The organism is Sorangium sp. So ce1153, assembly GCF_051521595.1.
GTDB lineage: Bacteria > Myxococcota_A > Polyangia > Polyangiales > Polyangiaceae > Sorangium.
This window is the reverse complement of sequence record NZ_CP150361.1, coordinates 2,277,516-2,303,996: the sequence shown is the minus strand read 5'-3', so window position 1 is coordinate 2,303,996 and position 26,481 is coordinate 2,277,516. Positions and strand designations below refer to the sequence as shown.

At 69.9% G+C, this 26,481-nt stretch carries 19 protein-coding genes; 11 read left to right on the top strand and 8 right to left on the bottom strand.

Translation table 11 applies throughout. The features are described 5' to 3' along the window. The first annotated feature begins 185 nt into the window (after nucleotides 1-185). The 7 genes from WME85_RS07895 (at nucleotide 186) to WME85_RS07865 (ending at nucleotide 8,781) form a co-directional block, all read left to right on the top strand. Nucleotides 186-2,699, top strand: a complete 2,514-nt coding sequence (locus WME85_RS07895) for a TIM-barrel domain-containing protein (RefSeq protein ID WP_437836673.1) — start codon at nucleotides 186-188, stop codon at nucleotides 2,697-2,699. 91 nt (nucleotides 2,700-2,790) lie between these two features. Continuing rightward, nucleotides 2,791-3,597 carry an SDR family NAD(P)-dependent oxidoreductase gene (locus tag WME85_RS07890; RefSeq protein WP_437836671.1) on the top strand — a complete coding sequence of 269 codons (807 nt, stop codon included), beginning with the start codon at nucleotides 2,791-2,793 and terminating at the stop codon, nucleotides 3,595-3,597. Between the two features lie 365 nt (nucleotides 3,598-3,962). Next, nucleotides 3,963-4,838, top strand: coding sequence for an SDR family oxidoreductase (locus tag WME85_RS07885; RefSeq protein ID WP_437836669.1), 876 nt, complete (start codon nucleotides 3,963-3,965; stop codon nucleotides 4,836-4,838). Nucleotides 4,839-4,849: 11 nt separating this feature from the next. Then, the gene (locus WME85_RS07880) at nucleotides 4,850-7,201 is read left to right on the top strand and encodes a tetratricopeptide repeat protein (RefSeq protein ID WP_437836667.1); all 2,352 of its coding nucleotides are present in this window, start codon (nucleotides 4,850-4,852) and stop codon (nucleotides 7,199-7,201) included. Beyond that, nucleotides 7,198-7,599, top strand: a complete 402-nt coding sequence (locus tag WME85_RS07875; RefSeq protein WP_437836665.1) for a GIY-YIG nuclease family protein — start codon at nucleotides 7,198-7,200, stop codon at nucleotides 7,597-7,599. Before WME85_RS07880 ends, WME85_RS07875 begins: the two co-directional genes overlap by 4 nt. A 298-nt stretch (nucleotides 7,600-7,897) precedes the next feature. Continuing rightward, the gene (locus WME85_RS07870) at nucleotides 7,898-8,224 is read left to right on the top strand and encodes a helix-turn-helix domain-containing protein (RefSeq protein WP_437836663.1); all 327 of its coding nucleotides are present in this window, start codon (nucleotides 7,898-7,900) and stop codon (nucleotides 8,222-8,224) included. A 62-nt stretch (nucleotides 8,225-8,286) separates the two neighbouring features. Continuing rightward, entirely contained in the window at nucleotides 8,287-8,781 is a 495-nt protein-coding gene (locus WME85_RS07865) for an RNA polymerase sigma factor (RefSeq protein ID WP_437836661.1), read from the top strand. A 570-nt stretch (nucleotides 8,782-9,351) separates the two neighbouring features. Here WME85_RS07865 and WME85_RS07860 read toward each other — a convergent pair. Further along, nucleotides 9,352-10,401: an IS1 family transposase gene (locus WME85_RS07860; RefSeq protein ID WP_437836659.1), complete on the bottom strand. Its 1,050-nt coding sequence runs from the start codon at nucleotides 10,399-10,401 to the stop codon at nucleotides 9,352-9,354. A gap of 1,057 nt (nucleotides 10,402-11,458) precedes the next feature. On the opposite strand from WME85_RS07860, the gene WME85_RS07855 reads away from it, so the two are divergent. Then, nucleotides 11,459-12,766, top strand: coding sequence for a pectate lyase family protein (locus WME85_RS07855; RefSeq protein ID WP_437836658.1), 1,308 nt, complete (start codon nucleotides 11,459-11,461; stop codon nucleotides 12,764-12,766). 217 nt (nucleotides 12,767-12,983) lie between these two features. Here the strand turns inward: WME85_RS07855 and WME85_RS07850 are convergent, their stop codons facing one another. The 6 genes from WME85_RS07850 to WME85_RS07825 all read right to left on the bottom strand — a co-directional run bounded on the left by WME85_RS07850 (nucleotide 12,984) and on the right by WME85_RS07825 (nucleotide 22,901). Next, nucleotides 12,984-15,641 (bottom strand): pentapeptide repeat-containing protein, encoded by a 2,658-nt coding sequence (locus tag WME85_RS07850; RefSeq protein ID WP_437836656.1) that lies wholly within the window; start codon nucleotides 15,639-15,641, stop codon nucleotides 12,984-12,986. 30 nt (nucleotides 15,642-15,671) lie between these two features. Continuing rightward, nucleotides 15,672-15,968 carry a hypothetical protein gene (locus tag WME85_RS07845; RefSeq protein ID WP_437836654.1) on the bottom strand — a complete coding sequence of 99 codons (297 nt, stop codon included), beginning with the start codon at nucleotides 15,966-15,968 and terminating at the stop codon, nucleotides 15,672-15,674. A 73-nt stretch (nucleotides 15,969-16,041) separates the two neighbouring features. Further along, nucleotides 16,042-18,612 carry a T9SS C-terminal target domain-containing protein gene (locus WME85_RS07840; protein WP_437836652.1) on the bottom strand — a complete coding sequence of 857 codons (2,571 nt, stop codon included), beginning with the start codon at nucleotides 18,610-18,612 and terminating at the stop codon, nucleotides 16,042-16,044. A gap of 206 nt (nucleotides 18,613-18,818) precedes the next feature. Then, a complete protein-coding gene (locus WME85_RS07835; RefSeq protein WP_437836649.1) occupies nucleotides 18,819-19,733 on the bottom strand; it encodes a pectate lyase family protein in 915 nt (304 codons plus the stop codon). 534 nt (nucleotides 19,734-20,267) lie between these two features. Continuing rightward, complete coding sequence (locus WME85_RS07830; RefSeq protein ID WP_437836647.1) at nucleotides 20,268-21,422, bottom strand: pectate lyase family protein; 1,155 nt, start codon at nucleotides 21,420-21,422, stop codon at nucleotides 20,268-20,270. A gap of 411 nt (nucleotides 21,423-21,833) precedes the next feature. After that, the gene (locus tag WME85_RS07825; RefSeq protein WP_437836645.1) at nucleotides 21,834-22,901 is read right to left on the bottom strand and encodes a pectate lyase family protein; all 1,068 of its coding nucleotides are present in this window, start codon (nucleotides 22,899-22,901) and stop codon (nucleotides 21,834-21,836) included. A 317-nt stretch (nucleotides 22,902-23,218) separates the two neighbouring features. Between WME85_RS07825 and WME85_RS07820 the strand changes: the two genes are divergently transcribed. Beyond that, entirely contained in the window at nucleotides 23,219-24,724 is a 1,506-nt protein-coding gene (locus WME85_RS07820; RefSeq protein WP_437836644.1) for a phytoene desaturase family protein, read from the top strand. Between the two features lie 69 nt (nucleotides 24,725-24,793). Here the strand turns inward: WME85_RS07820 and WME85_RS07815 are convergent, their stop codons facing one another. Next, complete coding sequence (locus tag WME85_RS07815) at nucleotides 24,794-25,366, bottom strand: hypothetical protein (protein WP_437836642.1); 573 nt, start codon at nucleotides 25,364-25,366, stop codon at nucleotides 24,794-24,796. A gap of 127 nt (nucleotides 25,367-25,493) precedes the next feature. Here WME85_RS07815 and WME85_RS07810 point away from each other — a divergent pair, with 127 nt between their 5' ends. Beyond that, nucleotides 25,494-26,087, top strand: coding sequence for a PH domain-containing protein (locus WME85_RS07810; protein ID WP_437836640.1), 594 nt, complete (start codon nucleotides 25,494-25,496; stop codon nucleotides 26,085-26,087). 48 nt (nucleotides 26,088-26,135) lie between these two features. Further along, a complete protein-coding gene (locus WME85_RS07805; protein WP_437308470.1) occupies nucleotides 26,136-26,354 on the top strand; it encodes a hypothetical protein in 219 nt (72 codons plus the stop codon). Nucleotides 26,355-26,481: the final 127 nt, after the last annotated feature.

Here is a 26,481-nt window from a genome sequence, read left to right as displayed (position 1 = left end):
ATGATATCACCTCATCTTCCGGAGAACAGGCCGGAGAACAGGTACGTGAGAGCGGGCCCTCTCGAGAGACCTTTCTTCCGGGCAGTACGGGCGTACACCGGGCGTCGGGGCCGGCGCTCGTGTCATCACGCCTTCGAGTCGGCGCGTGCGCGACCGCGCTGGCCTCTGGTATCGTGGCATCTCCTATGCGCTCGCCCCTCGCTCCGCCCCTCACCCTCATCACCCTGCTCCTGCCCGCGTGCAGCTCCACGTCGCCTCCGGGGCCCGAGGACAGGCTGCTCCGGTTCGAGTCCCCAGACGCCGCGGTCGAGATCAACACCGCGCCCTTCGCGCTGCGTATCCTCGACGCCGAGGGCAACATCGTGCTCGCGACCGCGAAGGGGGCCGGAGACGGCGCCTACGGCGGCCCCGCGGCCACGATCGACGAGGCCACCCACCACGCGGGCTTCCTGCCCGGCTGGGACGAATACACGCCCATCGAAGGCCCCTGGCGGCGCGCCGCCCATGCGACGGTCCGCGCGGAGCGGAGCGACGGCGCCACGCTCGAGCTCGCCCGCGATGGGCTCTTCCTGACGCTCGACATATCGCTGAAGGGCCCGCGCGTCCGCCTCGCGCTCGACGCCCGCGAGGCCGAGGGCCAGACGGAGCCGAGCGCGCTGAACAAGACGAGCCTCTCGTTCGCGCTCCGCCAGGACGAGCACTTCTACGGCCTGGGCGAGCGCTTCGCGACCGTCGATCACCGGGGCCAGTCGCTCTACGCATGGGCCGAGGAGGGCGGCCTCGGCCAGGGCGAAGACACGCCCGCAGATCCGGGCAATCCGTATCCGAACGGCCCCTCGATGACCTATTTCCCTGTCCCGTTCTTCCTCTCGAACCAGGGCTACGGCGTATATCTCGATACCACCTTCCGGAGCGAGGTCCACCTCGGCAGCGAGGCCAGCGACACGTGGAAGATGGCGGTCAACGCGCCTTCGTTCGCGACCACCATCTACGTGCGATCCGAGCCGCTCGCGGCGATCGCCGATTACACCGAGGACACCGGGCGCCCCCCCGTGCCCGCCCCGTGGGTGTTCGGCCCGCGACGGCGCGTCAACCGAGGATCGATGATCGACGGGGTCGACGAGCACCTCCTCATGCGCCAGCGCAAGATCCCGATCACCGGGATCGACGACGCCCTCCATTTCCTCCCGGCGCTCTCGCACCTCGGCATCGAACCCGAGGTCGCGCAGTGGACGAGCGGCCTGCACGCCGCCGGCTACAAGGTCATGGCCTACAACAACCCCTACATCGCCCAGAACGCGCCGAGCGCCGAGGCCGACTACACCTACGCAAAGGACCAGGGCTTCCTCGTGAAGGGTCCAGACGGCGAGCCCTCGCTCACCTCCTTCATCTCCGGCAAGCCCCTCACGGTGGCGGCGATCGATCTCACGAACCCCGACGCGGTGGCCTGGTACAAGGACCTTTTGCGCCGCACGCTCGACCTCGGCTACGACGGCTGGATGCACGATTTCGGCGAGTACACGGCGCATGACGCGGTGTTCCACGACGGCCGCCGCGGCGACGAGGTCCATAACGAGTTCCCGGTCCTCTCGGCGCGCGCGGCGCACGAGCTCCTGGAGGAGGAGCGCCCCGGCGATTACCTCTTCTTCGTGCGCTCGGGCTACCGCGGGACCCAGGCGCTCGTGCCCGCGGTCTGGGGCGGCGACGCCGAGGCGACCTTCGACGAGACCCAGGGGCTCCCGTCGGCGGTGCGCGGCGGGCTCAACCTGTCCATGTCGGGTGTGCCCTACTGGGGCAGCGACATGACCGGATTCAAGTGCATCACCAGCGCTCCCAACGACAAGGAGGTCTTCCTCCGGTGGGTCGAGTTCGGCGCCGTGTCGCCGATCATGATGGAACAGGACGCGTGCTCCAACCCGATCACGAAGAAGACGAAATGGAAGCTCTGGAACGACCAGGAGACGCAGGACGTCTATGCGAAGTACGCCCGCCTGCACACGCGCCTCCTCCCGTATTTCATGACGCTGGCCCAGGAGGCGGCGAACAGCGGGCGACCGCTCTCGATGCACCCGTTCCTGCTGCACCCGCGCGACCCGGCGGCGTGGTCCGTCGATGACGCGTACTACCTGGGCCCGGCCCTCTACGTGGCGCCGGTGGTGCGGCGCGGCGAGACCTCGAAGAAGGCGTGGCTGCCGCCCGGCGCGCAGTATATCGATCTCGACGATCTCACGGTCTATGCGGGCGGCCGCGAGCAGGCGATCCCGGCGCCGCTCGAGAAGCTGCCGCTGCTGCTCGTCTCGGAGCAGATCCTCCCGCTGCTCGACCCGAGCATCGACACGCTGGCGCCCGCGACCGACCCGTCGGTGGTGACGCTCGAGCAGGTGAGCGACCGGCTCGACGTCATGGTGGCGCTCCCGCCAGGCGGGCGCGCGAGCCTGACGCTCGCCGACGGCACCACGCTCGAGGCGTCGCGGGGGGCGGAGCAGGGCAACCCAGGCGCGCTAGAGACGGCGAGCGCGTCCACCATCGATGCGTGCGCGTCGTGCTTCCTCGCGACGAGCGAGGGCGACGTGGAGCGCCTCCGCGCGACCGCGAAGCTCGCCGCAAGCTCGGAGCTCGTGCTCGAGGACGTCACGCTCACCGTGAAGGGCGGCCCCGCGCGCCGCGTGCGCTGGAACGTGCTCCGGCTCCGGCCGTGAGCGCGTTGGGGGCGCCGCCCGCCGCGGCGCCCTTCTGCGGCGCGGCACGGCGACGCTCCCTGCGGCGAGCCCCCGTGGTATGCGCCACTCCATGAGCCTCCCCAAGCACCCTCGCGCCGTCATCACCGGCGCCGCCTCGGGCCTGGGCCGCGCGCTCGCCATCGAGCTCGCCGGCCGTCACGCGAAGCTGCTCCTCGCCGACCTCAACGACGAGGGTTCCCGGGAGACCGCGCGCCTCGTCGCCGACGCCGGGGGCGAGGCGCACACGGTCCGCTGCGACGTGAGCCGGAGCGACGACGTCGCCGCGCTCGTGGGCGAGGCCGATCGCGCGCTCGGCGGCGTCGATCTCGTCGTGAACAACGCGGGCGTCTCCGCCTCCGGCAAGGTCGGCGAGCTCTCGCTCGAGGACTGGTCGTGGATCATGGGCGTCAACCTCTGGGGCGTCATCCACGGCTGCCACGCGTTCACGCCGCGCTTCAAGGAGCAGCGGAGCGGGCACTTCCTGAACGTCGCGTCCGCCGCCGGCTTCCTCGCGGTGCCCGGCGCCGCCTCCTACTGCGTGACCAAGGCCGGCGTCGTCGCCCTCTCCGAGACGCTGCGGCTCGAGCTCGCCCCGCACGGCGTCGGCGTCACCGTCCTCTGCCCGACCTTCTTCAAGACGATGATCGTCGAGAGCGGCCGCAACTTCGACGCGAAGACGAAGGCGCGCGCGGAGAAGCTGATGGGGCGCAAGGGGCTCCAGGCCGACTACGTGGCGCGGCGCGCGATCGAGGCGGTCGACGCCGGCCGCCTCTACGCGGTGCCGCACCGCGACGGACGCTGGTTCTGGCGGGCGAAGCGGGCGCTGCCCGAGCTGCTCCACCACGGCGTCGTGTCGCGGCTGATGAACAAGTTCTGACAGCGCACGCCCCGACCGGACTCTCCACCTCTCGCCCGCAGGAGCGCGTGGAGCCCCGGGGCCGGGCGCTCCGCCAGCTCTCCCGGGCTGGCGGAGCGCGGCGCGTCGCTCGACGACCGTCATGTAAAAGTGCAGGGCTCGATCCTCGCCCCGGCGGGCGGCTCGTCCCCTGGATGTCCGCGCATCCTGCGCGGGAGTCGGCCCCAGCGTGATCCCAGGGCCGCCCGGAGCTTCAGGTGAAAGACGCTGCCAGGTGGGCCAGCAGGCCAGTGCCCCGACGGCACCACCGTTCTGCCTCGGGCGCCGGGCGCCTCGCGGATCGCCAGCTTGTGGCGCCGCCTCCTGACCCGTTGTAAACGCGGGGCGTGACCCAGGTGCGCTCGATCTTCGCCCGAGGACTGTTCGAAAATCAGGTCGCGGTCGTCACCGGCGGGGGCAGCGGGATCGGCCTCGCGTGCGCCCGCGAGCTCGCTCACCTCGGCGCGAAGGTCGCGCTCTGCGGCCGCAAGCCCGACAAGCTCGAGGCCGCGGCGAGGACGCTCGAGGCCGACGGCATCCCCGGCGACCGCGTGCTCGCCGCCCCCTGCGATATCCGCGAGCCGGAGCAGATCGCCGCCTTCGTCGGCCAGGCGCTCGAGCGCTTCGGCCGCATCGACGTCCTCGTGAACAACGCCGGCGGCCAGTTCCCGAGCCCGGCCATGGACATGAGCACGAAGGGCTGGGAGGCGGTCGTCCGCAACAACCTGAACGGCACCTTCTTCATGACCCGCGAGGTCGCGCGGCGGGCGATGATCCCGGCGCGGCGCGGCCGCGTCGTGAACGTCACCGCGTCGGTCAGCCGCGGCTTCCCGGGCATGGCGCACACGGGCGCCGCGCGCGCCGGCGTCGAGAACCTGACCCGCTCGCTCGCCGTCGAGTGGGCGGCGCTCGGCATCCGCGTCAACGCCGTCGCGCCAGGCAACATCCGGTCGAGCGGGACGTCGCAGTACGGCGACGAGCTGCTCGAGCTCGCGCGGCGCGCCACCCCGCTGAAGCGCCTCGGGACACCGGAGGAGGTCTCGCGGCTCATCGTCTTCCTCGCGAGCGACCAGAACGACTTCATCACCGGCGCCGTCCACGGCGTCGACGGGGGCCAGCCGCTCTGGGGCGACATCTGGTCGATCCCCGATCCAGAGGGCCCCGAGCCGGAGCGCCCCGAGCCGGAGGGCGCGCCGGGCGCTGCTCCAGAGACCAAAGGCTGAAGGGGCCCGTCGTGACCTCTCCGCCCCCGTACCGCGCCGGCGAGCACGCCGCGCCTGAGCCCGCCCCCGGCGCCCTCGTCGAGCCCATGGCGGGGCCGCTGTCCGCGCCGCCGCGGTCGTCCGCGCCGCCGCCGCCGCCGTCGTCCACCGCGCAGCCGCCCGGGCCGCCCGTCCCCACGACCGCCCTCGGCAGGGCCGCGCTGCGCGTGCGCGGCTACTTCCTCGCGCTCGACCCGACCTTCCTGTCGGCCGTCGCGCCGCTCGCGCTGCTCGCCATCATCCTCTTCACGCGCACGCCGTCGACCAACTACATCTTCGACGAGCAGGAGGCGCTCCTCGCCAACCCGTACGTGAACGCGAAGGGCGGGCTCCGCTTCATCGACGCCATCCACCGCGATTTCTGGGGGCTGCCGCCCGACCGGAGCGTCGGCTCCTACCGCCCGCTGCCGAACTTCCTCTGGCGCACGATCTGGGCCGTCACCCGGCAGCCGTTCTTCCACCACTTCTACAACGTCCTCTTCCACGCGGCGAACGGCGCGCTGCTCACCTGCATCACGTTCTGGCTCACGCGCAAGCGCGGGCTCGCCTACCTCGTCGGGCTCATCTTCGTCGGCTGCGCGGTGCTGACCGAGGCGGTGAGCGGCATCGTGGGCATCGCCGACGTGCTCGGGGGCATGGGGGCGATCGCTGCCCTCGCCGCCCTGGTGCTGCCCGCGTGGGCGATGCCGTTCGGCGTCTTCACGGCCGTGCTCCTCGGCCTCTTCTCCAAGGAGAGCGCCCTCGTCTGCGTGCCGCTCATCCCGTTCGCCGCGCTCATCGCGGCGCCGCTCACGCACCCGACGCGCCCGGCGCGGCTCGTCCGGGCGCTGCTCGCGCTGCTCGCCGCGGGGGCGGCGTTCGTGCTCTACGTGGAGCTCCGGCGGCGCTGGTTCCCGGCCCCGATGCCGGCCGAGCTCACGGCGCCGCTCCCGGAAGGCGCGCCGCTCGTGAAGCGCGCGCTGCACGACGCGCTCGTCTGGTTCCACCAGGCGCCCCTGCCGCGGGATCCGCTCAACAACCCGCTGAGCGGCGCGGACACGCCGCACCGGATCGCGGGCGCGCTGCGCGTCTACTGGCGAGGCCTCACGCAGGTCGTGTTCCCGTGGACGCTCAGCGGCGACTACTCGTACCCGCAGGAGCCGGCGCCCGACCGGGTCGTCTTCTTCGAGAGCGTCGCCGGCGCGGCGATGATGGCGCTGCCCCCGCTCGGCTCGCTCGCGCTCTGGATCGCGGCGCTCCGCCGCGAGCACCTCGAGCGGCGCGAGCGGCGCTCGGTGCGCGCCGCGTTCCTCGTCGACGGCGGGCAGGCGACGTCGCGGAGGTGGCCGCTGCTCATCGCGGGGGCGCTGCTCGCGGCGGCGGCGGTGGGGCTCGCGGCGTACGACTGGCACACGCTCCGGCCGGCGGGGCGCATGGCGATGCTCCGGGCGCTGCCGCTCGTGCTCTGGCCGCTGCCGTTCCTGCCCGCGCTGCTCCTCGGCCTCGGGATGCTCGTCGAGGGCACGCGCCCCCTGCCCTGCCCGGCGACCGCGGACCGGAGCGTCTGGGTGCCGCTGCGCCAGGGCTACGCGGGGCTGTGCATCGCGGCGATCGGGCTGACCTGGGTCGTGGTGAGCTACTTCCCGCACTCGAACATCCCCGTCGTGCTGCCGACGGTGCGCGCGGAGCGCTTCTGGTACTTCCCGGCCATCGGCTCGTCGCTGGTCCTCGCCGTCGCCTTCTCGTGGCTGCACGAGGCGCTCGCGGGCTCGACCCTGGCGCCGCGCCGGCGCTGGTCGTGGCGGGCCTGGGTGACGCCGGCGCTGTTCACGCTCTTCTTCGGCTTCCAGTGCGCGCAGGCCTACCGGCACGCGATGGACTACCGGAACGACCTCGAGTTCTGGGCGGCGACGAAGAAGGCGGTCCCGAACAGCGCCAAGGCGCACCTCAACTACTCGGTGATGAAGGGCGCCCGGGGCGACCTCCCGACCCGGCTCGCCGAGAGCCAGATCGCCGTGGAGCTCGCCCCGAGCTGGCCGATGGCCCACGTGTACACGGGCGACACGCTCTGCCGCATGCACCGCGCGGAGGAGGCCTTCCCGCACTACAAGCGCGGGATGGAGCTCGGCCCGAACGAGCTCAGCCTGATCGCGCTGACGCTGCAGTGCCTGCACGACGAGCAGCGGCTCGCGGCGCACGAGGCGGAGCTCAGGCAGCTCGCGGAGGAGCACCCGGGGACGTGGCTCGCGTACCTCGCCGTCGACACGCTCGACAACGGCGCGAAGCACGGCGGCGTGGACCCGAAGTACCGGCCGCGCGGCTACAACGAGGGGCCGAAGGAGTGACCGCGGCCTGGCACGTGTACATCCTGCGCTGCGGCGACGGGTCGCTCTACACGGGCATCGCCCGCGACGTGGAGGCGCGCCTCGCGCAGCACGCGGCGGGGCGCGGGGCGCGGTACACGCGCGGCAGGGGGCCGCTCGCGCTGGTCCATGTGGAGGCAGCGGCCGACAAGGGGGAGGCGCTGCGGCGGGAGGCGGCGATCCGGAGGCTGGGGCGCGCGGGCAAGGAGGCGCTCGCGGCGGGGGCGGCGGGAGGCGCCGGCCGCGTTCCTGCTGGCGTCCCACGTCGAGAGGGTCGACGACCTCGCGAGATCCCGTCGAAGAGCCCCCGCCAGGAAGCCCGAAGCCGTCCCGGCGCCCCGGTCCGGGGCGGGCGCGACGCCGTGAACCCATCCGGGTGAGGTGGCTCGTCCATGCGGGAGATGGGTAGCACCCGTCTCCCGGTGGACGTGCCTCCACGAAAAGATGGGTGGCACCCATCTCCGCGATGGACGTGCCTGCACGAAAAGATGGGTGGCACCCGTCTCCCGGTGGACGTGCGTGGTAATGGTCAGTTTTGGCCCGCAGTGGTCAACGTTGCCTGATGACCGTGGCGACTAGGGATCTCGCCGCGTAGGTTCGGCCGCCAGGAAGTGCAGCCCGCGGGTGGTGCAACACCCCGGGCTGCGTGGCCGAACCCCGCACGAACGAGGTCCGACGATGCAGTTGTACCTGATCCCGCCCGATGGCGGGCAAGGCGAACGTGTGCCCCCACGCCGCCGTCCCTGCCTCTCCCTCACCCCCGTGCAGCGCAAGCGCCTCCGGGCGGCGCTGCGCAACCTTCGCAAGGCGTACGGCTCCTGGTCATGCCTCGCCGAGGTCATGGGCATGGCGGTCGACAGCCTCAAAGGCATCGCCTACGGCCGCGACAGCGGCTCGCCCGGGACCGCGCAGCGCGCCGCGAAGGCGGCCGGCGTCACCGTCGAGCAGCTCCTCGGCGGTCTCACCGCGGCGGACCGCTGCCCCACGTGCGGGAGGTCTGGGTGAGCAAGCCGCGGAAGGGGGCTCGCCGCCCGCCTGCCGCACGACATCCCCGGAAGAAGCCGACGATGGAGGCGATCCTGGCCGAACGCGGGATCGTGCTCGCCACGCTCGCGGGCATCCCGAAGCGCGACCGCGCCGACGTCGAGCAGCAGGTGCTCCTCGGCGCGTGGCGCTCCGTGAAGCGAGGCAAGTACCGGCCCGACCCGAGGGACAAGCCGCGCGACGCGCTCCGGAAGTGGCTGCACGGCATCGCCTGGCGGCAGGCCGCGCACTACTTCGACAGCGCGTGGACGCGCCGCGCCGTGCTTCACGCGGAGCCGCTCGGCCTGCTGCGCGAGCCGGCCGGCCCGAGCCTTGAGGCACAGCTCCAGGCGCGCGAAACGCTGGAGGCGCTCGCGGACCTGCCGCACTGGCAGCGGGAGATCCTGCTCGCCGTGGACCTTCCGGAGTCGCTCGTCGCGCACGCGCGGTCCTGCGGCATGCACCCCGGCACAGCGGCGAGCCGGCTCAGGATCGCCCGCGAAGCGCTGGCGCTGAAGCTTCGGCGGTGGCGCCGATGAGCAAGCCCAGGCGCTAAGTGCTCGAAACTATAGCACAATGTGTGTTGTTAGCAGAAACTAACAAGTGAGCATTGCTGCTCAAAACTAGATAGGGCATGATGCCCTAGGCGGCGCCGGCCGTGTCGCGATCGCTTGACGGTCGGAGCGACGCGTGTGCCGGGTGCATCCGGCAACTGACGTCGCCCACGTAGAGGAAAAAGACAAAGCCAGCGGGTGGCTGCCCAGCTGGCTTTGTCCCGACACCGAAGCGTCGTCACGATGGATTAGGCCCCATCGCGTGCGAATCTGTATCTAGACTAAGCTAGGTATAGACGTCAAGGGGCTTGATCCGCTTTTTGCCAGCGGAGCAATCATGGCCCCTCGGCGTCACATAAAGTCTGTCCATTCGCAGACTTCAACTGGTCATCTTCTTCTCTTCAAGCTCTCGTTCGACACTTCGGACGAACCGCCGCGCGTGAAGCTGCACCGGGCGATGAGGCAGCTCGTTCTGCCCATCTTCGGTCCGGGCTTGCCTCCGCCCATGGATCCGAGCCTGCGTCGCGTAGAGCGACCGCGCCGCTATCGGCGTAGCTAGTCGTCCAGGTCACCGAACAGCGAGAGCTGCCCCCGCCTCGGCTTCGGGACGGGCGGCGGCTCCGGCTCTGTGGGCGCCCCGGGCGCAGCCGGAGCGGACCCAACCAACCGGAGGAAGCCCCGGCCGTTCGGCAGGGCCCTGGCGGGCGCCGAAGGCGCTCCCGCGGGCGGCTCAGGCAGCTTGAGCGCCTTCGGCTTCGGCGGCTCCGCGGGCGCCTCGGAGAGCGCCAGGGCGACGAGCTCCTCGATGCTCCACACGTGGTCGGTCAGCCCGGCCTCCATGGCGGGCGTCACGCGCAGCGCCTCGTGCGGGCGGCAGAAGTTGTAGAACGCCATGTGCAGCGCGACGGCCGCCTTGTGGTGCGGGAGGCGCTTGCTGAAGCCGTTGCAGAGCCGGGTGAAGCGGCGGATGTGCATGCGGATCGTCAGGTTCTGCCGCTCGACGTAGCTCGTGCTGGCGCGCTTCATGTCGGGCACGCCGAAGACGGGCGTCTTCGTGATGAACGGGTCGCGCGGGGGCTCGTAGCGGTGATCGTCGTCGCGGCGCGCCTTCCGCGAGTAGTTCTTGATGACCTGGGCGTAGTCGACGCCGCCCGCGAACGACGCGCCCACCGCGGCGACGTAGGGCTGCCAGCCGTCGCTGTAGAGCTGCGGCACGGTCACCAGCCGGGCGCGGAGATCCTTGACGAAGGCGGAGGTGTTCTCCTCGTCACGCTTCCCCACGCGGTAGCTGATGACCAGCTTCGACGCGCTCGCCATGCCGACGAACACGTACGCCTCGCCGACCTCGGGCGAGTCGCCCGGCTGCACGCGCGCCTGCTTCTTCTGCACGTAGCTCCAAATCTCGTCGACCTGCACCGCGCGGCAGTCGACGTCGCGCACGAGCCGGTTGTGGAGCCGTTCGCAGCCTTCTCCGACACGGAGGAGCAGCGCCAAGATCGCCGGCTTGCACACCTCGGTGAGCCTCGACGTGGGGCGGATACCCGCCCCTTCGACCAGATGCGACACGACCTCGACGCGCTTCGCCATCGGTAGCACGTGTGCCATGCAGGGCCTTGCCTCTCCCCGGACCTCGGCCCATGCTGCACGTGCGATGTGCGCTGGACGGGCCACCGTCCGGTGTTTCGCAGCCCTGCTTCCGGGGACCAGCCGGGAGTAGGGCGCTTTGCTAAGTGCCCTGCAATGTAGCACAGAAAGCCTATGTTTCCCGGTGTTTCCGTGTGAATGGGACATGGGGTGTCACAGCCCGCAGGCACGATTGCAGCCTGTTTAGCGGGTCTTACGCGCCGACGGTCGCGAGCGCTGACGGGCAGCGCGGCGCGTGTGGTGGGGGCGTGGAGGCGCAACGCCGAGACGTGGAGGCGGACGGGAGGAGGCCGTGCCGATGGCCCCGCTCAGTCATCGGGCCGATCGTCAAGACGGCGGCGGGCCGGTTGGTCAAAATTGACCATTACCACGTGCGTCCAGCAGAAGATGGGGGCCACCCATCTCCGCGGTGGAGAGGCCTCCGTTCTGTAGACCCCATCCTCGCGTGACCCAGCTCCAGGTCATCGAGAGGAGCGCGAGGAGCGGGCCCCGCGGCGCCCCTTGGTCGCAAAGGCCGAGCGCGGTGTTCCAGGACTCGACGCAGATCGCGGTTCGGGGGCGTCCCGGCGATTTGTGACAGGTGGCAGGCGCGAAGCGCAACCTGAGAGGCGCATCGCCATGAGCGGGAAGCCCTCAGCATGCCCTTGCGCGCACTTCGTTCGCGATAGAGTCGCCCGAGACCTCGTCCTGGACCTCCTCGGCTCCAGATGATGTGGCCAAAGGAGGGGCTGTCTTCTTCGGCGCTTTCGGCATGGACCTCTCCTGTGGGCCCTGTCGGGCCGACGCATCGCTACGTCACCGAGGCGGCAGACCGTCCCGCACCGCCAGGCAACCGCCACCCACCCGCCAACCTGGGTCGGGTCTCACGCGCTCGAACATGGACGTCAACTCGCGGTTGACAGTGTAGATGAGAGCAGTTCACGCAGTCCGGAGCACCATGGATATGTCGTATATGGAAGAGGGATATCATCGATGGTTCAGAGATTGCATGATTACATGACCGATATCGGAGGTCCTCATGAACAGGAAGATGATTCTCTTGGGGTTGTTTGGCGGGGTCTTTACTGCAGCAGTCTCGTGCAGTAGCAATGACGGGAGCGAGTCGAGCGAAGCGGGCGGCACGAGCTCGACCACCGGCGGTAGCAGCGGAAGCGGTGGCAGCCAGGTGAGCGTGGGTGTCTCGGGCTCGACCGCGAGCGGCTCGGGCGGGTCGGGTGGCAACATGATGAGCGGCTCGGGGGCCTCGGGCGTGTCGGGCGGCTCGGGCGGCTCCGGCGGGTCGGGTGGCTCGGAGGCGTCGGGCGGGTCGGGTGGCTCGGTCGGCTCCGGCGGTTCAGGGGGCGGCGATGGTGGTGCGGGCGCGGACCAGTGCAAGCCCGTCGGCTGGGCCACGCGCTCAGGTCGCGGTGGTGGCGCCTTCGATGTCACGGGCGGAGGCGACGCCGAGCCCATCGTCGTCAACAACTTCGCCGATCTCCTGGAGTACGCCAAGGATGGTGAGGCGCGGGTGATTCACATCGACGGCGCGCTGGGCGGTGGTTGGTCGGGGACCTCCGGGGATCGACTGGAGATCAAGTCGAACAAAACCATCGTCGGCCTCCGCGCGGGCACGCAGCTCAAGGCGGCCATCCATATCAAGGACGCGAGCAACGTCATCCTGCGCAACATCGTCGTCCGTGGGCCGGGCTCCAACGGCGACCAGGCCTGGGACAACATCAACATCGAGGGCAACTCCAAGAACATCTGGGTCGACCACGCCGAGTTCTGGGACGGGCAGGATGGCAACGCCGACGTCGTCAAGGGGGCCGACAACGTGACGTTCACGTGGAGCATCTTCGGCTACAGCAAAAGCGGTAGTCACAACCTGTCGAACCTGATTGCATCCTCGGACAACGAGCCCGCGAGCGAGGGCAAGCTCAACATCACCTTCATGTTCAACTGGTGGACAGGGGTCTCAGAACGCCAGCCCCGCTGCCGGTACGGCAGGATCCACGTCGTCAACAACCTCTACACTGCGAACACATCGGCAGGACCTTCGAAGCTCGGCGTGACGAACGGCTTCAAGTGCAGCGTGCTGACCGAGAACAACCATTTCATCGACCAGAGCCAGCCGATCGACCTGGGCAAGCAGGCGGGAGAGGGCTCCGTGCAAGAGGCGACGGGCAACCTGTTCGAGGGCTGCTCCGGAAATCAAGAGGGCAGCGGCGACGCCTTCGACCCTCCGTACGAATACAGGTCGTTCATGGTGCCGGCCTCCGAAGTGAAGGAGCTGGTGCAAGCGCACGCGGGGGCCACGCTCTCCAGCCCGACGGCTTGCTCGCCGTAGAAGCGGCCTTGAAGACCAGCTGCGGGTCTGGTCGACGATGGGGGCCCCACGGCGCGCAGCCCGACCATCATTTCACGAAGGGCTGCGCGCCGGACTCGCGCCACGGGCAGGCGGCCCCGCCGCGGGCGGCGAAGATGAAGACGTCTCGCGTCTGATCAGCGACAATTTACTCGCTTCAGGTCGCGCGTAGCGCGCGAGCTCGCGGGCGATAAGGCTGCTACGGGCGTTTGGAGCCCTGCGGGAGCTTGGCGCCGTCGAGCTTGGCGCCGTCGAGCTTGGCGCCAGTGAGCTTCGCGTACTGCAGGTCCGCGTCGCGGAGGTCGGCGCCGCGGAGGTCGGCGCCGTCGAACGCGGCGCCGGTGAACTCGGCGCCGGCCAACTTTGCTTCGCGGAGGTCGGCGTTCGAGAAGACGACGCGGCCGCAGCGAGCGCCTTCGAGATCCGCCCCGCGGAGGTCGGCGCGGCGGAACGCGCAGTCGTAGAGATCGACCCCCTCGAGGCGCGCGTTCGAGAACTTCGCCTCTTCGAACGGGATCACCGTGAGGTCCGCCTTTCGCAGGTCGGCTCCCGTGAGATCGATGCCCGAGAGCTGCACGAACCCGCCGCTCGACGTGCGCCAGCGCGATCGCCAGCGGTTCCAACGCTCGATGCCGTCTTTGACCTCACCTCGCAGCATCGCGCGTGACTCTTCGAAAGTAGGAAGCAGCATCTCGATGAGCTTCTTCTCGCTCAGCTTGATGACTTTGTCGCCCTTGGCGACGCGCGCGTCGATCTCTGCCTCCGCCTTCGACGGGACGTGCTTCACGTACGGAATACGCGCGCCGACGAAGTGCGTCGCGTCCTTCGCCTTCTTCGCGACCGTGCCGCCGAGCTCGAGCAGCATGTCTTCGCGGAGCTCGCGCGAGGTGCGCACATCCATCGCCGAGCTCTGGAATCTGCCTGCGTAGAGAATGCATACCCCGGCGAGGCGCTCCTCGAACATGCCCTGCGGCTCCTTCTCCGCCAGCGGGGTGAAGCCGAGATCGAAGGGAGTGACACGCTTCTTCGTGCCTTCGATCGCGCGGATGGCGAGGTTGCCGTGCCCGTCGATGTACGCGATCTCGGCTCCGTCCTCGGAGGCGGTGAGCGGGAGGATGGCGAAGCCGTGGAACTCACTATCTTTCGGAGCCTCGGGCTCGTCGAGCCATCTGCCCTTCTCGGCGTCGGCCGTCCTCGTACGGCCCGCGGAGTCGACGACGACCGCGCGGGCATCGTCGATGAACGCGACCTGCCCGAGGCGCTTGTCTGGATGGGAGAGGGTAGCTGTCACCTCACCCGAACGTGGATCGATGAAGACGAGCGCGCTGTCCGACGAATGATTGCTGATGTCACGATCGATGCTGACGGCGATCCATCCGACGCGCGAGACGGCGGCGCCGCCGCAGTACTCGGGCTCACCGCTCTCCAGCTCGATCGTATGGACGGGTGTCTCCGGATCGTCGAGCCGCCAGATTCGGACCGCGTCGGACACCGAAACGGCCCAGGTGTCGTCGGACCCGAACGCGCAGGCCGACACCTGGGCGTCGTGCGAGAGCGTCGCGGTGCGGACGCCGCGCGCGCGGTCCCAGAGCTCGACGTTCGACGCGATGGGGAGCATCACCGTCTTTCCGTCGCGCGAGATCGCCACCACGCCCTGGGGAGAGATCGCGTCGTTCGCGAAGATCACCTTGCCCTTGTCGGTGATCTCGCGCACCACGACGGCGTTTTCGGGCTCCACGATGAGCAGCTCTCCCTGCGGGAGGTTCGCGAGCGCCGCGGGGCCGCTCGCGCGCCGCTCGCTGACCGTGCCGTCGGTCCTTCGCCAAGACCAGATCCCCGACGAGCCGGCGACGACGACGCGTTCGCGGCTCAGCGCGATCGCGTGTGGCGCGTCGATCCCGAGCTCGCTCGAAGCCGGCTCACCGTCCGAGGTCCAGATGCCGATGCCAGACGCCGTCGAGCCTGCGGCGAGCCACTTCCCGTCGCGCGAGAGCGCCATCGCGGGGCCTTGGCCGTACGCGTGGTGGCGAGGCGTGCGGACGCGACGGATCTCCGCGCCGCTGCGCTTCCACCAGCGGAAGTAGCGATCGTTGCCTTGCGAGACCACGGTCTTGCCGTCGGCCAGGAACGCGAGCCAGCGACAACCGGCCGGCCCCCCGTCCTGCTCGCCCGAGCCGTGATCTTCCTGGAAGCGATGCGAGCCCAGGAGGCGGACGGGCTCGAGCGATGCGCCGTCCCAGAGGTGGACGTCGCCCTGTCCGTGACCGCCGGCGAGCACGCTGCCCTCGGGTGAGAACGCGAGTACGAGGATCTTGGAGCTCTTTCGTTGGGCGAGCTCCTTCTTCGACTTGCGATCGAAGACGCGGACGATGCCCTTCTGTCCGCCGGTCGCGAACGTCGCTCCGTCGGGTGAGAAAGCGAACGCGAAGATCTCGCCTGCGGGCTCGCTCAGGTCGTGAAGCCGTTTGCCGGTACGCGCGTCGAAGACGTTGGCGACGGAGTCTCCGCCGTAGGTCGCGACGATCGCGCCGTCGGCGCTCACGGTCGCGAAGGCGAACTTCTTCGTCGCCTTCTCTCCGAGCTTCCACGAGAGCTCGCTGTCCTGGCCGAGGCGCACGATGGATCCACGCGCCCACAGGAGAAGGTCGCCGTCAGGCAACGCGAAGACGCCAGTGAAGCGACCCGTCACCGTCTGCTCGTCGAGGGCACGACCGTCGTCGACGGCGAAGCGATGCACCTTCGTGCGCTTCTCGCCGGTCACGAGAGCCACGAGCGTTCTGGAGTCCGGAGAAAAATCGAGACCAGTGAAGTTGCCGGGCGCGTTGAAGCGGGTGGCGCCGAAGACCTGTCGGATCATCAAACCAATCTTATTCGGATCCGTCGCCTTTCAGCGATCCATCGGTCGCCATTTTCGGACGTGCGAGCCGGCGCGCGCACATGTGGTGACCATCGGGGCTTGACAGACGTTGATGTCGCCGCCGAGCCCACCCATCACGGTGAACTCGATGAGCGAGCTCCAGGACGCGGCGAAGGGCTCGACCCCGGGGTTCATCCTCGTGGAGCCCGGAAAACACAGCGGGACACTCGCGCCAGGCTCCAGCAAGACGATCGTCGGCATCGGCCCCGGAGTGACCATCACGGGCAACATCCGGATGAGCGGCTCCGACGTGCACAACATCATCATTCGCAATCTTGCTGTGCGGGGCACGCGCTGCGACAGCTACGACGAGTGCCGGGCCGGGCGCGCCGGACTCGCGCTACGGGCAGGCGGCCCCGCCTCGGTCGGCGAAGACGAGGACGTCTCGCGTCATGCTGCTGCCGTCCCCGTCCGTGACCTTCAGCGAGAAGCGGGCGTGACCGCAGGTGTCCGGCGTGAGGGTGGCGGTCTTCCCCGAGATCGACACGTCCCCGTTCTCCGCGTCGGGCGCGGTGTACGTCGGGCTCTTCGTGAAGCCGACGAAGAGCTCGCCGAGGTCGACGGAGACGCTCTCACCGACGCCGGTGAGGAAACGGGGCGCCGCCATGAAGGCCAGGTACTCCTCGAGCTCGGTGTAGCCGTCGCCTTCGAGGTCGGTGTTGGCTTCGGTGAAGTCGCCGCTCGGCGAGCTCGGGGTGAGCCCCGCGTCGGCCTCCCACCAGTCGGGCAGCCCGTCGCCGTCGCTGTCCCAGCCCTCGGCGCGCGTCTCGCTCGGGTAATCCTCGTAGCCGCCGACGTCAGACTCGCGGTCGGGCAGGCCGGCGACCCCCGAGATGCTCCCCTTGTACGTCGTCTTCCCGTCCAGGGTCTCCTTCACGACGCGGCTGTCGTGATCGTCGAGCACGGGGAGCGTGTTGCCGACGTCCGAGAGCACGTTCTTGAAGGCGTCGCGCGCCGAGTGGACCTCTGCGTACGAAGGGAACCAGGGCTCGTCCACCCACGGGCTGTACCCCTGCGGCGCTCCATTCCCTTGAACACACGCCTTGTCCTGGGCTTCCTCGTCGAAGCGGCCGGGCATGACGTTGCCCTTGCAGTAGTACTGCTGGGTGCCGGGGAAGTTGTCGTAGTCGGCCTTGAGCGCGGAGAAGACCTTGCTGGCCGGGCCCGGGCGGTAATAGTTGTTCACGAAGTTCACCTCGTGGGATCCGCCGTCCGTCGTTCGACCACCCCAGTTGTAAACGACGTTGTTGAAGATGTCGAGGCGACCGGCGAAGTAGCCATTGGCGTCGAGCCCCCCCGCCAGGCTCCAGTTCCGCCCCTCGCAGTGGGCCAGGAGGTTGTGATGGAACGACCCGATGTCGCCCCCGATGCTCGCGGCGTAGCCGTGCTTGGTGCCTTCCGGGTAGTTCGAGTGCCCCGCGATGTTGAGGCACTCGGAGATGAGCGTCCGCTGCAGCGTGATGTTCTTGCCGTTGCGGGAGCTGAACCCTTCGTCGATGGTCCAGCTGATCGAGCTGTGATCGATGATGGAGTGGTCCGATCCGGACATCCCCATGCCGTCGAACGTCTCGCCGTGACCGAGGCGCACGCGCACGTGCCTCACCGCGGCGTCGCTCACGCCCGAGAGGCCGAACGGCGCAGCTCGGAGCACGATCCCCTTTCCGGGAGCCGTTTGACCGGCCACGGTCACGTACTTCTGCGTCAGCGTGAGCCGCGACGCCAGCCGGATGACGCCGCTCACGTCGAAGACGATGGTGCGCGGCCCGCGATCGGCCTCGATCGCGTCGCGGAAGCTCCCAGGCCCCGAGTCGTTCAGGTTCGTCACGTGAACGACGACGCCGCCGCGACCGCCGATCGCGAAACGCCCGTGGCCTTCGGCGCCCGGGAACGCGACGTGACGCGGCCGGAAATACCAGACGTTGCCGCGCGTCGCTCTGTTCTCGGAGTCGACCTCGTCGATGCGCCAGTAGTACCGATCGATGCTGTTCAGGCCGCTCACGCGGAAGGTCGTTCCGGTCTGATTGCCGCGGTATTCGGGCGAACCGTGCGTCGCGGACTGGACGACGTTCGGGTCGGCGCCCAGGTACACGTCGTGGGACACGGCCGCTTTCGACGCCTTCCAGCCGAGCTCGATCTCGCCGGCGTCGGCGTCGACGTGCTCGTCGCCGTCGGTGGGCGTGGGGCTCGTGGCCTGGTCCGCGATGTTGGGCGTATCGAGCTCGAAGCCGTTGATCAGGAGGCTCGCCGTGGAGCTGAAGAGGATCACGACCTCCTTGCCTGCCTGGGCGGTGAACGTGACGTAGGACGTCGGCGCCGCAGCGTTCGACAGCGCCCCGCTGCTCTGGGAGAGCCCCGAGACCTTCGTCGCCCCGTCGACCTGCACGCTGACCTCTCCGGCCGTCATGCCGCCGGTGATGTTGTGCCAGGCGAGGAGGCTGTGCTGCCCCGCTGGCAGCCCCTTCAGCGTCAGGCGGATCTGAGAGCCGGAGTCGCCGTCGCTGACCGTCAGCCCGTCGCCGACGAGGCGCGCGTAGTTCGGCGCCTGCACGGCTGCCTTCCGCCAGGAGGCGGCGAGCTCGGATCCGTTCGATCCCGCCTTCGCGAACGTGAGCGTGATGCCCTCGATCGTCTTCGAGATCGACGCGCCCGGCGTCACCGGCCACGCGACGTAGCCGAGCTCGGTCACCTCGCTCGTCGGTCGTCCCGAGATGTCCAGGTCCACCTTGAGCGCTGGTCCTGCCAATCCGGGCGCAGGGATCAGCTCGAGCGGCGTCGCCACGGTCGCGACGCGCGGGCCTCCCGGAGGCGAGCCGGGGCCGCCGCCCGTTCCCGCGCCGCTCCCGCCGCTGCCGCTGGCGCCTTGCCCACCGACGGGAGAGGAGCCGCCGGTCAACGCGCCCCCTTGTCCCATATCGCTGTCACCTTGTCCCGCAGCGCTGCTACTCCGTCCGTCGGAGCAACCGAGCAGGATGTTGACACCGAGGAGCGCGAATGCGGTTCGAGAGCTCAGGAGGCCGCGGCGTGGAGCGAGTCGCTTTGACATGCCCCTCTGGTTGCGCGACGCCACCTCCACCCGTCATCTATTCAGGGAGACGAGGGCCTCGTCACCGCCTCACGTCAGAGCTTGCCCACGCCTGCCCCCTCGGGCACGAGATCCTTGACGTCGTTCGCGTCGCTGATGAGCACACTCGAGTACGCGTAGGGGATGTCTGCGGTGCAGCTCGCGGGGTAGGCGCGCGACGCGCGGTCCACCTCGACGTTCCCGATCCGCTCGGTGCTCCCCCTCGCGTCGCTCGGCGTGTAGATCGAGTAGTGGAGCGGCTCGTAATAGTTGCGCTCCACGCGCACGCACGTGCCCGCTCGAATCTCCGTCGCGTCGGTCGCGCCGACGATATAGTTGTTGAAGAAGTGGCCAACCGAACCGCGGTACATCGGAACGCGGAGCTTCACGTTGTCGTAGTGGTTGTGGTGAAAGGTGACCTTGCGGTCGGCGTAGAGGTCGGTGTCGGACGCGCCGACGAGGCCGCCCTTGTGGTGATCGTGGAGGTAGCTCCATGAGATGGTGATGAAGCCCGTCTCTCCCTTGATGTCGATGAGCCCGTCGTAGAGGTCCTTGTCCGTCTGCGTGCTCGGGTCTTCGCTGAAGAGCTCGCAATGATCGATCCAGACGTTGCGACTGGTGCCGCTGATCGAGATGACGTCGCCGCCGTTCACGCTCGAGGGAGTCGTCGTCCCCACGAGCGTCGCGCGCAGATTCTGGATGATGACGTTGTTCGCGCCGTTGAGGTCCAGACCGACACCGCTCAAGAACGCCGTGGAGCCGATGCCGACGAGCGACTTGTTCGACTTGATCGCGATCTTGCCGCCGCTCGATCCGTTCGAGATCGTGCCCTCGATGAGGATGACGTAGGGCGTGGAGCTCTCCGCGTGGCGCTTGAGATCGGCGTAGGTCGACACGGTGACCGTCCCTCCGGCCGCGCCGCCCGTCGTGCCGCCGCTCAGCGTCGCGAAGCCGATCGGCGCCCCCGTCACGCCGGTGACTGGCCGCGTGCCCCCCGTGCCTCCCGAACCATCTCCGCCGCCGCCAGAACCATCTCCGCTGCCGCCCGCGCCATCACCGCCGGTGCCACCGACGCCGCCGGTGCCACCGACGCCGCCGGAACTCGTGGCCCCTCCAGCATTCGGAGCTCCGCCGGCGCCGTGCCCACCGCCGCCGGGAGCGCCCCCCGTGGCAAGCCCGCTCCCGCTGTCGACGGGTCCAGGTACCGAGCCGGAGCCCGTGTCTCCTGGCCCGCTGCCGGTCCCGTCCCCGAGGTCATCTCCCGAGCAGGCAAGCTGCGTTGTCGTGATGAGGCCAACGATGCCGAAAATCCAGAACCTCCCCCGGGGCCGAGCCGAGGCACCGAACGTTTTGCGAAAGCACAATCGTACGTTGACGCCAGAACGAGCTGCCGTGGACATGGTAGCCATCTCGCCTCAGTTGCCGCAAGGTGCGCGTGCCTGCCAGAAATCGGCGCCAGGGCCTGGATTGCCCTCGCTCCGGCATCGCCGACCTCGTCGTGTGCCTCACCGAGACCCGGCGCACTCGGTCACGAGGTCCGGCACGTCCGCTGCCGCGTCCATCGTGTAGTCGTAGGGCGGGTCGGTGAAGGCGACGACGTTGAAGTCCTGACCGCTCACCTTCCGGTTCCCGCCGAGCCCGGTGTCCTTCTTGCCCGTCGTGTTGTCGTAGACGTTGTCCCGAGCTGTGATGTGGCAATAGACGTCGTACATGAAGGTGTGCGGGTCGTTCACGTCCTTGAAGTAGTTGCCCTCGACGAGGACCGCGCCGTAGGAGCCCGCACCCACGCAGTAACTGTTGCCCTCCGAGTTGAAGTAGTTGTTGAAGACGTGCCCCTTGCCGTACATGACGCGTGGCATGCGCTGATCGACGAGCTCCGCCCACCAGTTGTGGTGGTAGGTAACCCGGAGGTGGTCCCAGTCCTCTGGATGGTCACCGCCGCCGGAGCCGTTCAGGCTGGCGAGGCGATGGCCGTGGTCCGGGTTCGTGTACCAGAACTTGGACCAGGAGACCGTCTGGTAATCGGACGCGTTCGTGATGTCGAGGAGCCCATCACCCGCGTCCCAGACGTTGAGGTGATCGTACCAGATGTGGTGCGAGCTGCGCGAAGCGAGCGTGTCGTCCGGCCCCGAGTTCGGCCACACGCCCTGGATGTTCAGGTTGCGGATGATCACATTGCTCACGTTCTTCATCGAGAGCCCGCCGTAGATCTTCGCGCTCGAATTGGCGCCCTGGATCGTCTTGTTGCTCTTGATTTCCAGCGCCGACCCGCCACCTTCGGTGGTGTCGATCGTGCCCGAGACGATGATCACACGCGGCGCCGGATCCTGCGCGGCTGCCTTCAGCGCAGAGAACGTGGTCACCGTGGTCGGCGCGGCGTCTCCACCGCCCGTCGTACCGTTCACGCCCTCGGCGTCCACGGCCGCCCAGCCCATCAGGTCCGTGGGGCAACCGCCGCTGCCGCCAGAGCCACCGTCACCACTTCCCCCCGAGGCGTCGCTGCCGCCGCTACCACCTCCCCCCGAGCCGGCGCTGCCGCCGCCACCGCTACCGACGAAGCCACCACCGCTGCCCCCGGTCCCTATGCTCGGACCTCCGCCGGTCCCAGAGGCGCCGCCGCCCGTGCCGATGGTCTCGATGTTGCTCCCTCCCGAGCCCACACCGCCACTGCCGGGACCATCTCCATGGGCAGGGCCCGAAGAACCACACCCGAGCGTGAGGCCGATGGCGGAAATGGTAACGAGAGTGTATCGCATGCGGCGTTTTGTGCTCATGTTCGACGGCTCGGCTAAGGTCGACGAGCGGACGCTCGCTCGACACGGTTTGCACACGCCGTGATGTTGCGCGAGCCGGCGCCCGCCATTCACAAATCGCACGGTGACGCGGCGGTCTCTCTCGCTCTGCCATTCCGCGTCGGAGAGCACCCTCTCGGCCTGAGCCTTCACCTCCCCTCCTGGAAACATGACGCTGGATCAACAAATTATCGATGCTTCGCGTCGGTGCACGGCCCGGTCGCGCTGTCGGTCGACGCGACGCCGATACCTGATCCCTTGTTGCCGAAGCACATGTAATTACTCGCGCGCGAGCGGCAGCGCCCAGGGCCCTCCCGCGCCGGAGCGAGACATCACCTGGGGCAAGGCATCGCTCGCCCGCTCGGGCGCGTAGGCGTAGGGGGGCGTGAAGACGTCATCGGCCGGCTCCTCGCGCTCCTCGCCCCCGCCGCCCAGATGAACGCCGCTCCCGTCGCGGTAGAGGTTCGATCCAGGGACGGCCAGGAGGAGCCCGAGGGCCGTCGAGTCGCCGCAGTCCGAGCGCCGCGTCGCTGCCTCGACGTTCTCGAACACGCTCGCCTCGAGCAGCACCTGCCCCTCGCAGGAAGCGCCGACCGCCCAATCCGAGATGTTCGAGAACACGTTGTTGAAGAGGTGGACGCGCGCCCGGGATCCCTCGGCGAGGGGGGCGCGCGTGCTCACTTCATCGAAGCGACAGTGGTGCATCGTCACCTCGGCGTCGGTTATCGTGGAGGCCCAGCGCTCGCGGCCGCCGCACTCGGCCTCGGTGCTGCCGTCGAAGTGGACGTAGGAGATGGTGACCGCGCTGGTGCCCGCGAGGATGTCGGCAAAGGCGTCGCTGATCCACGTGACGGTCGCGTGGTCGATCCAGACCCTGGAGGGTTGTGTCAGCGTGAAAGCATCGCCTGCTTCGAGCAGGCTCGCGTTCAGATCGTAGAGGGCGAGGTTGCGGAGGATGATGTTCTGGCTCCCGTCGAGACCCATGCTCACCCCCCGCAGCGCCGCGCCGCGTCCGAGCCCGACGAGGGTCTTGTTCGAGCCGAAGCGGAGGATGCGATCGTCCCGCGCCGTGTCGACGAGCGGACTCGCGCAGCTCGAATCCCCGGCGAGGACCTGATAGAGCGTCTTCTCGGGATCCTCTGAGCAGGCGCGCGGGCAGACCTCGATGTCCTCGATCTCCGATCCCTTGCGGCGGAGATCGTGGATGCCTTCGGCGAGCAAGAGCACGGCCGGCTCGTCCGAGCCGGCGAGCCGCTCGAGATCGGTCCAGTTCGAGACGAGCACGGGCGTCGCGCCCGCGCCTCCCGTGGTGCCCTCGCCAAAGCCGATCGGCTCGACCCGTATCACTTTCCGGAGGGCGATGGGCCCCCTCGTCCCGAGCGCGGGCCCGATCCAGCGAGCCGCCGTGTTCGAGGGAAAGCGAGCCTCGGGATCGCAGCCCGGCAGATCTCCAGCGCTCCCCAGCTCGTGCGCCGCATGGCGAGGGGCTGCTCGAGCGGCGCCTCCAGACCCCCGGCTCCCTGACACCCGTGACCCTCGCGTGGACGGCGCGCTCAGGATCCGATTTCTGACAGGCGTCCCGGCCCGGGCCCGCGCGCTCGGTCGCCGGCCCCAGCGACGCTTTTCGTTCCCGTCCACCCCGCGATCGGGTACCCCGTCCTCCCATGTCGGCTGCCCGGGGGCCTCAGGCCGTGGATGCCGTGGTGATCGGGGCGGGCCCGAACGGGCTCGCTGCAGCCGTCGCGCTGGCCGGGGCCGGCCTGCAGGTGCGCGTGATCGAGGCGCGCGACACCGTGGGCGGCGGCGCGCGCACGGCCGAGCTCACCGGGCCCGGCTTCCGCCACGACGTCTGCTCCGCCATCCACCCGACCGCGGTGATCTCGCCGTTCATGCGGACGCTGCCGCTCGCGGAGCACGGCGTCAGCTGGATCAACCCCGAGGCGGCGCTCGCGCACCCGCTGCCCGACGGGAGGGTCGGCCTGCTCTATCCCGAGCTCGATCGCATGGCGGAGACGCTGGGCGAGGAGGACGCCGCCGCCTGGCGCGACCTGTTCTCGCCGCTCCTCGCGGACGACGGCGCGCTGTTCGGGGAGCTGCTCGGCCCGCTCCCCATCCCGCCGCGCCACCCGCTCCTGCTCGCGCGCTTCGGCCTCTCGGCCATCCGCTCGGCAGACGGGCTCGCGCGCGACACGTTCCGGGGCGACGCCGCGCGCGGGCTGTTCGGCGGCTGCGCGGCGCACTCCTTCTTGCCCCTCGAGACGCTCTTCTCGGCCTCGTTCGGCCTCGTGCTCGCGCTCGCGGCGCACGCGGTCGGCTGGCCCGTGGTGCGCACCGGCTCGCAGGCGCTCATGGACGCGCTGGCCGCCATCCTGCGCGCGCGCGGCGGCGAGATCGAGACGGGCCGCAGGGTGGCGTCGCTCGACGAGCTCCCCGAGGCGCGCGCCTACCTGTTCGACACGACGCCGGCGGCCATGGCGCGCATCGCGGGCGACCGGCTGCCGGCGGGCTTCCGCCACCGCCTCGAGCGCTTCCGCCACGGCCCCGGCGTGTTCAAGATGGACTACGCCCTCGACGGCCCCATCCCGTGGAAGGCGCCCGCCGCCGCGCGCGCGGCGACGGTGCACCTCGGGGGCACGCTCGACGAGATGGTGGCCTCCGAGCGGGCGCTCGCCGGCGACACGCCCGCGGAGCGCCCCTTCTGCCTCGTGGCGCAGCAGAGCCTCTTCGATGACACGCGCGCCCCCGCCGGCAAGCACACCGCCTGGGTCTACTGCCACGTGCCCGCCGGGTGCACGGTCGACATGAGCGCGCGCATCGAGGCGCAGATGGAGCGCTTCGCCCCGGGGTTCCGCGATCTCGTGCGCGCCCGCTTCGTCCACACGCCCGGCGACTGGCAGCGTTACAACGAGAACTACGTCGGCGGCGACATCGCGGGCGGCGCCAACGACTGGCTCCAGATCTTCGCGCGCCCCATCGCGAGCCTCAGCCCCTATTCGACGCCCAACCCCGCGATCTACCTCTGCTCCAGCTCGACGCCGCCCGGCGGCGGCGTCCATGGCATGTGCGGCTACCACGCCGCCGCGGCCGCGCTCCAGCGCGTGTTCCAGCGGCCGGCGCCCGCCCTGGCCGCGCCGGCGCCCCGCCCCCAGCTGCCGCCGCCGCGCGCGTAGTCGATGCGCGGGGCAGGCGCCGGGCCGACAGCGCGGCTCACCGCGACCGGACGAGCCGTCGAGGCCCGGTCACGACCAGGAGACGTCGAACTCGCAGGCCCTGGCGCCGCGGAAGCGGCAGCGGGTGTGCACGACGCGGCTCTCGCGGGCGCCCAGCCGGGCCATGATCCGGTCCTGCCACGCGGGGATGCCCACCGCGCAGGTGACCGGCCCGGGGCCGCGGTCCGGGAGCTTCGACGCGGTGAGTCGGACCGTGAAGCGCCTCGGGGCGACCGGGACCCCCTCCATCGCGCCCTCGTCGAAGTAGCGCTCCCAGAGCGAGGCGGACCGGTTCAGCACGGTCTCGGGGGTCGCGGCCTTGATCAGCACCGTGAAGAACCGCTGCAGGTCCTCCTCGGCGATCGAGCTGGCCACGGGCCGGAAGCCCTGCGGATGACCGCCCCCGTACAGCGCCACGTAGCGATCGACGAGGCTGTTCCAGATGCGCATCGGGTACCAGCCGTGCGGCAGGATGATGCCGCCCACGCGCGCGGCGTCCTCCGGCTCCAGGCACTCCAGCCACCGGGTCACCCCGTCGGCGCCGTGCTGAGCGGCCACGAAGCTCTTGAATCCCCCCAGCGCGTTGCCCTTGACGTTGCTCATCGAGATCACTCCACCGGGCGGTCGGCGCCCGGCGCGTCGCTCGCCGGGCGGGGCAGATCCTGACGATGGGCACCGGCGAATGCAATCGCTGCTTTCGGCCCGCGGGCGCCGTACTACAATCGCCGGCGTGAAACCGTGCCCCTTCTGCGCGGAGCAGATCCAGGACGCCGCGATCAAGTGCCGCTTCTGCGGCAGCATGCTCGAGGAGCGCGCGCTCGTGGCCACGGCGGCCCCCGCCGCGCCGCTCGCCCAGGCCGGCAGCGCCGCCCACGCCGCCCACGTCGACAGGGCGCTCGCCCCCTCGCCGGGCGGGGCGCGCCTCATCTTCGAGGGGACGCCGAGCTGGAAGGCGTGGTTCTGGTCCTACGTCGCGGCGGGCGTGCTCTCGCTCGTGCTGGTGGGCCTCGTGTGGCTCGCCATCCTGCACTGGAAGCGCAAGAGCCTCCATTACAAGATCACCGATCGCACGATCGATTACGAGGCCGGCCTGTTCACGCGGCGGGTCGAGACCCTCCAGCTCTGGCGGGTGCACGACATCGATCTTCGCCAGACCTTCATGGAGCGGCTGCTCGACATCGCCGAGATCCGCGTGTTCACGCGCGACGCGAGCGACCCCGAGCTCGTCATCCGGGGGCTGCCCGCGTCGCGCGAGCTGTTCGAGGCGCTCAAGAACGCGGCGGAGCTCGCGCGGCAGCAGCGCGTCCTCGGCGTCGTGCAGTAGGCGCGGGCTCCACCTGCTCGGTCCCCGCCCCCTGATCGGAGCCAGCCCATGTCCACAAGGCGATCCCCGTTCGATGATCTACCGGATGTGCGCGACGGGCTGACCCGCGCCGAGCGCATCATCCTCTGGCAGCTCTCCGTGCTCGAGAAGGAGTTCGGCGGCCGCAACGTGCCCACGGCCACGCTCTACGGCCGCGTGGTCGAGCACATCAACCTCTCGGTCCCGGAGTTCCAGCGCCTCATGCAGCGCCTCGTCGGCGTGCGCTGAAGGCGCGGCCCCGGCGCGGCTCGCTCCGGCGCGCGGCCGGTCGAGCGCGGGATGTCCTCCATTCTCGCCCTTGATCCCCGATCTCCGCGACCGGTGGACCTGCAAGAGCGCGCGAGCGTGGAGGCAG

Excerpts from the sequence above, each read along its gene's own strand:
- WME85_RS07815 (WP_437836642.1), bottom strand. The coding sequence starts at position 25,366 with ATGAGCAACGTCAAGGGCAACGCGCTGGGGGGATTCAAGAGCTTCGTG.
- WME85_RS07840 (WP_437836652.1), bottom strand. The coding sequence starts at position 18,612 with ATGGGACAAGGGGGCGCGTTGACCGGCGGCTCCTCTCCCGTCGGTGGG.
- WME85_RS07890 (WP_437836671.1), top strand. The coding sequence starts at position 2,791 with ATGAGCCTCCCCAAGCACCCTCGCGCCGTCATCACCGGCGCCGCCTCG.
- WME85_RS07850 (WP_437836656.1), bottom strand. The coding sequence starts at position 15,641 with ATGATCCGACAGGTCTTCGGCGCCACCCGCTTCAACGCGCCCGGCAAC.
- WME85_RS07805 (WP_437308470.1), top strand. The coding sequence starts at position 26,136 with ATGTCCACAAGGCGATCCCCGTTCGATGATCTACCGGATGTGCGCGAC.
- WME85_RS07860 (WP_437836659.1), bottom strand. The coding sequence starts at position 10,401 with ATGGCACACGTGCTACCGATGGCGAAGCGCGTCGAGGTCGTGTCGCAT.
- WME85_RS07820 (WP_437836644.1), top strand. The coding sequence starts at position 23,219 with ATGTCGGCTGCCCGGGGGCCTCAGGCCGTGGATGCCGTGGTGATCGGG.
- WME85_RS07855 (WP_437836658.1), top strand. The coding sequence starts at position 11,459 with ATGAACAGGAAGATGATTCTCTTGGGGTTGTTTGGCGGGGTCTTTACT.
- WME85_RS07895 (WP_437836673.1), top strand. The coding sequence starts at position 186 with ATGCGCTCGCCCCTCGCTCCGCCCCTCACCCTCATCACCCTGCTCCTG.
- WME85_RS07845 (WP_437836654.1), bottom strand. The coding sequence starts at position 15,968 with ATGATGATGTTGTGCACGTCGGAGCCGCTCATCCGGATGTTGCCCGTG.
- WME85_RS07865 (WP_437836661.1), top strand. The coding sequence starts at position 8,287 with ATGGAGGCGATCCTGGCCGAACGCGGGATCGTGCTCGCCACGCTCGCG.
- WME85_RS07870 (WP_437836663.1), top strand. The coding sequence starts at position 7,898 with ATGCAGTTGTACCTGATCCCGCCCGATGGCGGGCAAGGCGAACGTGTG.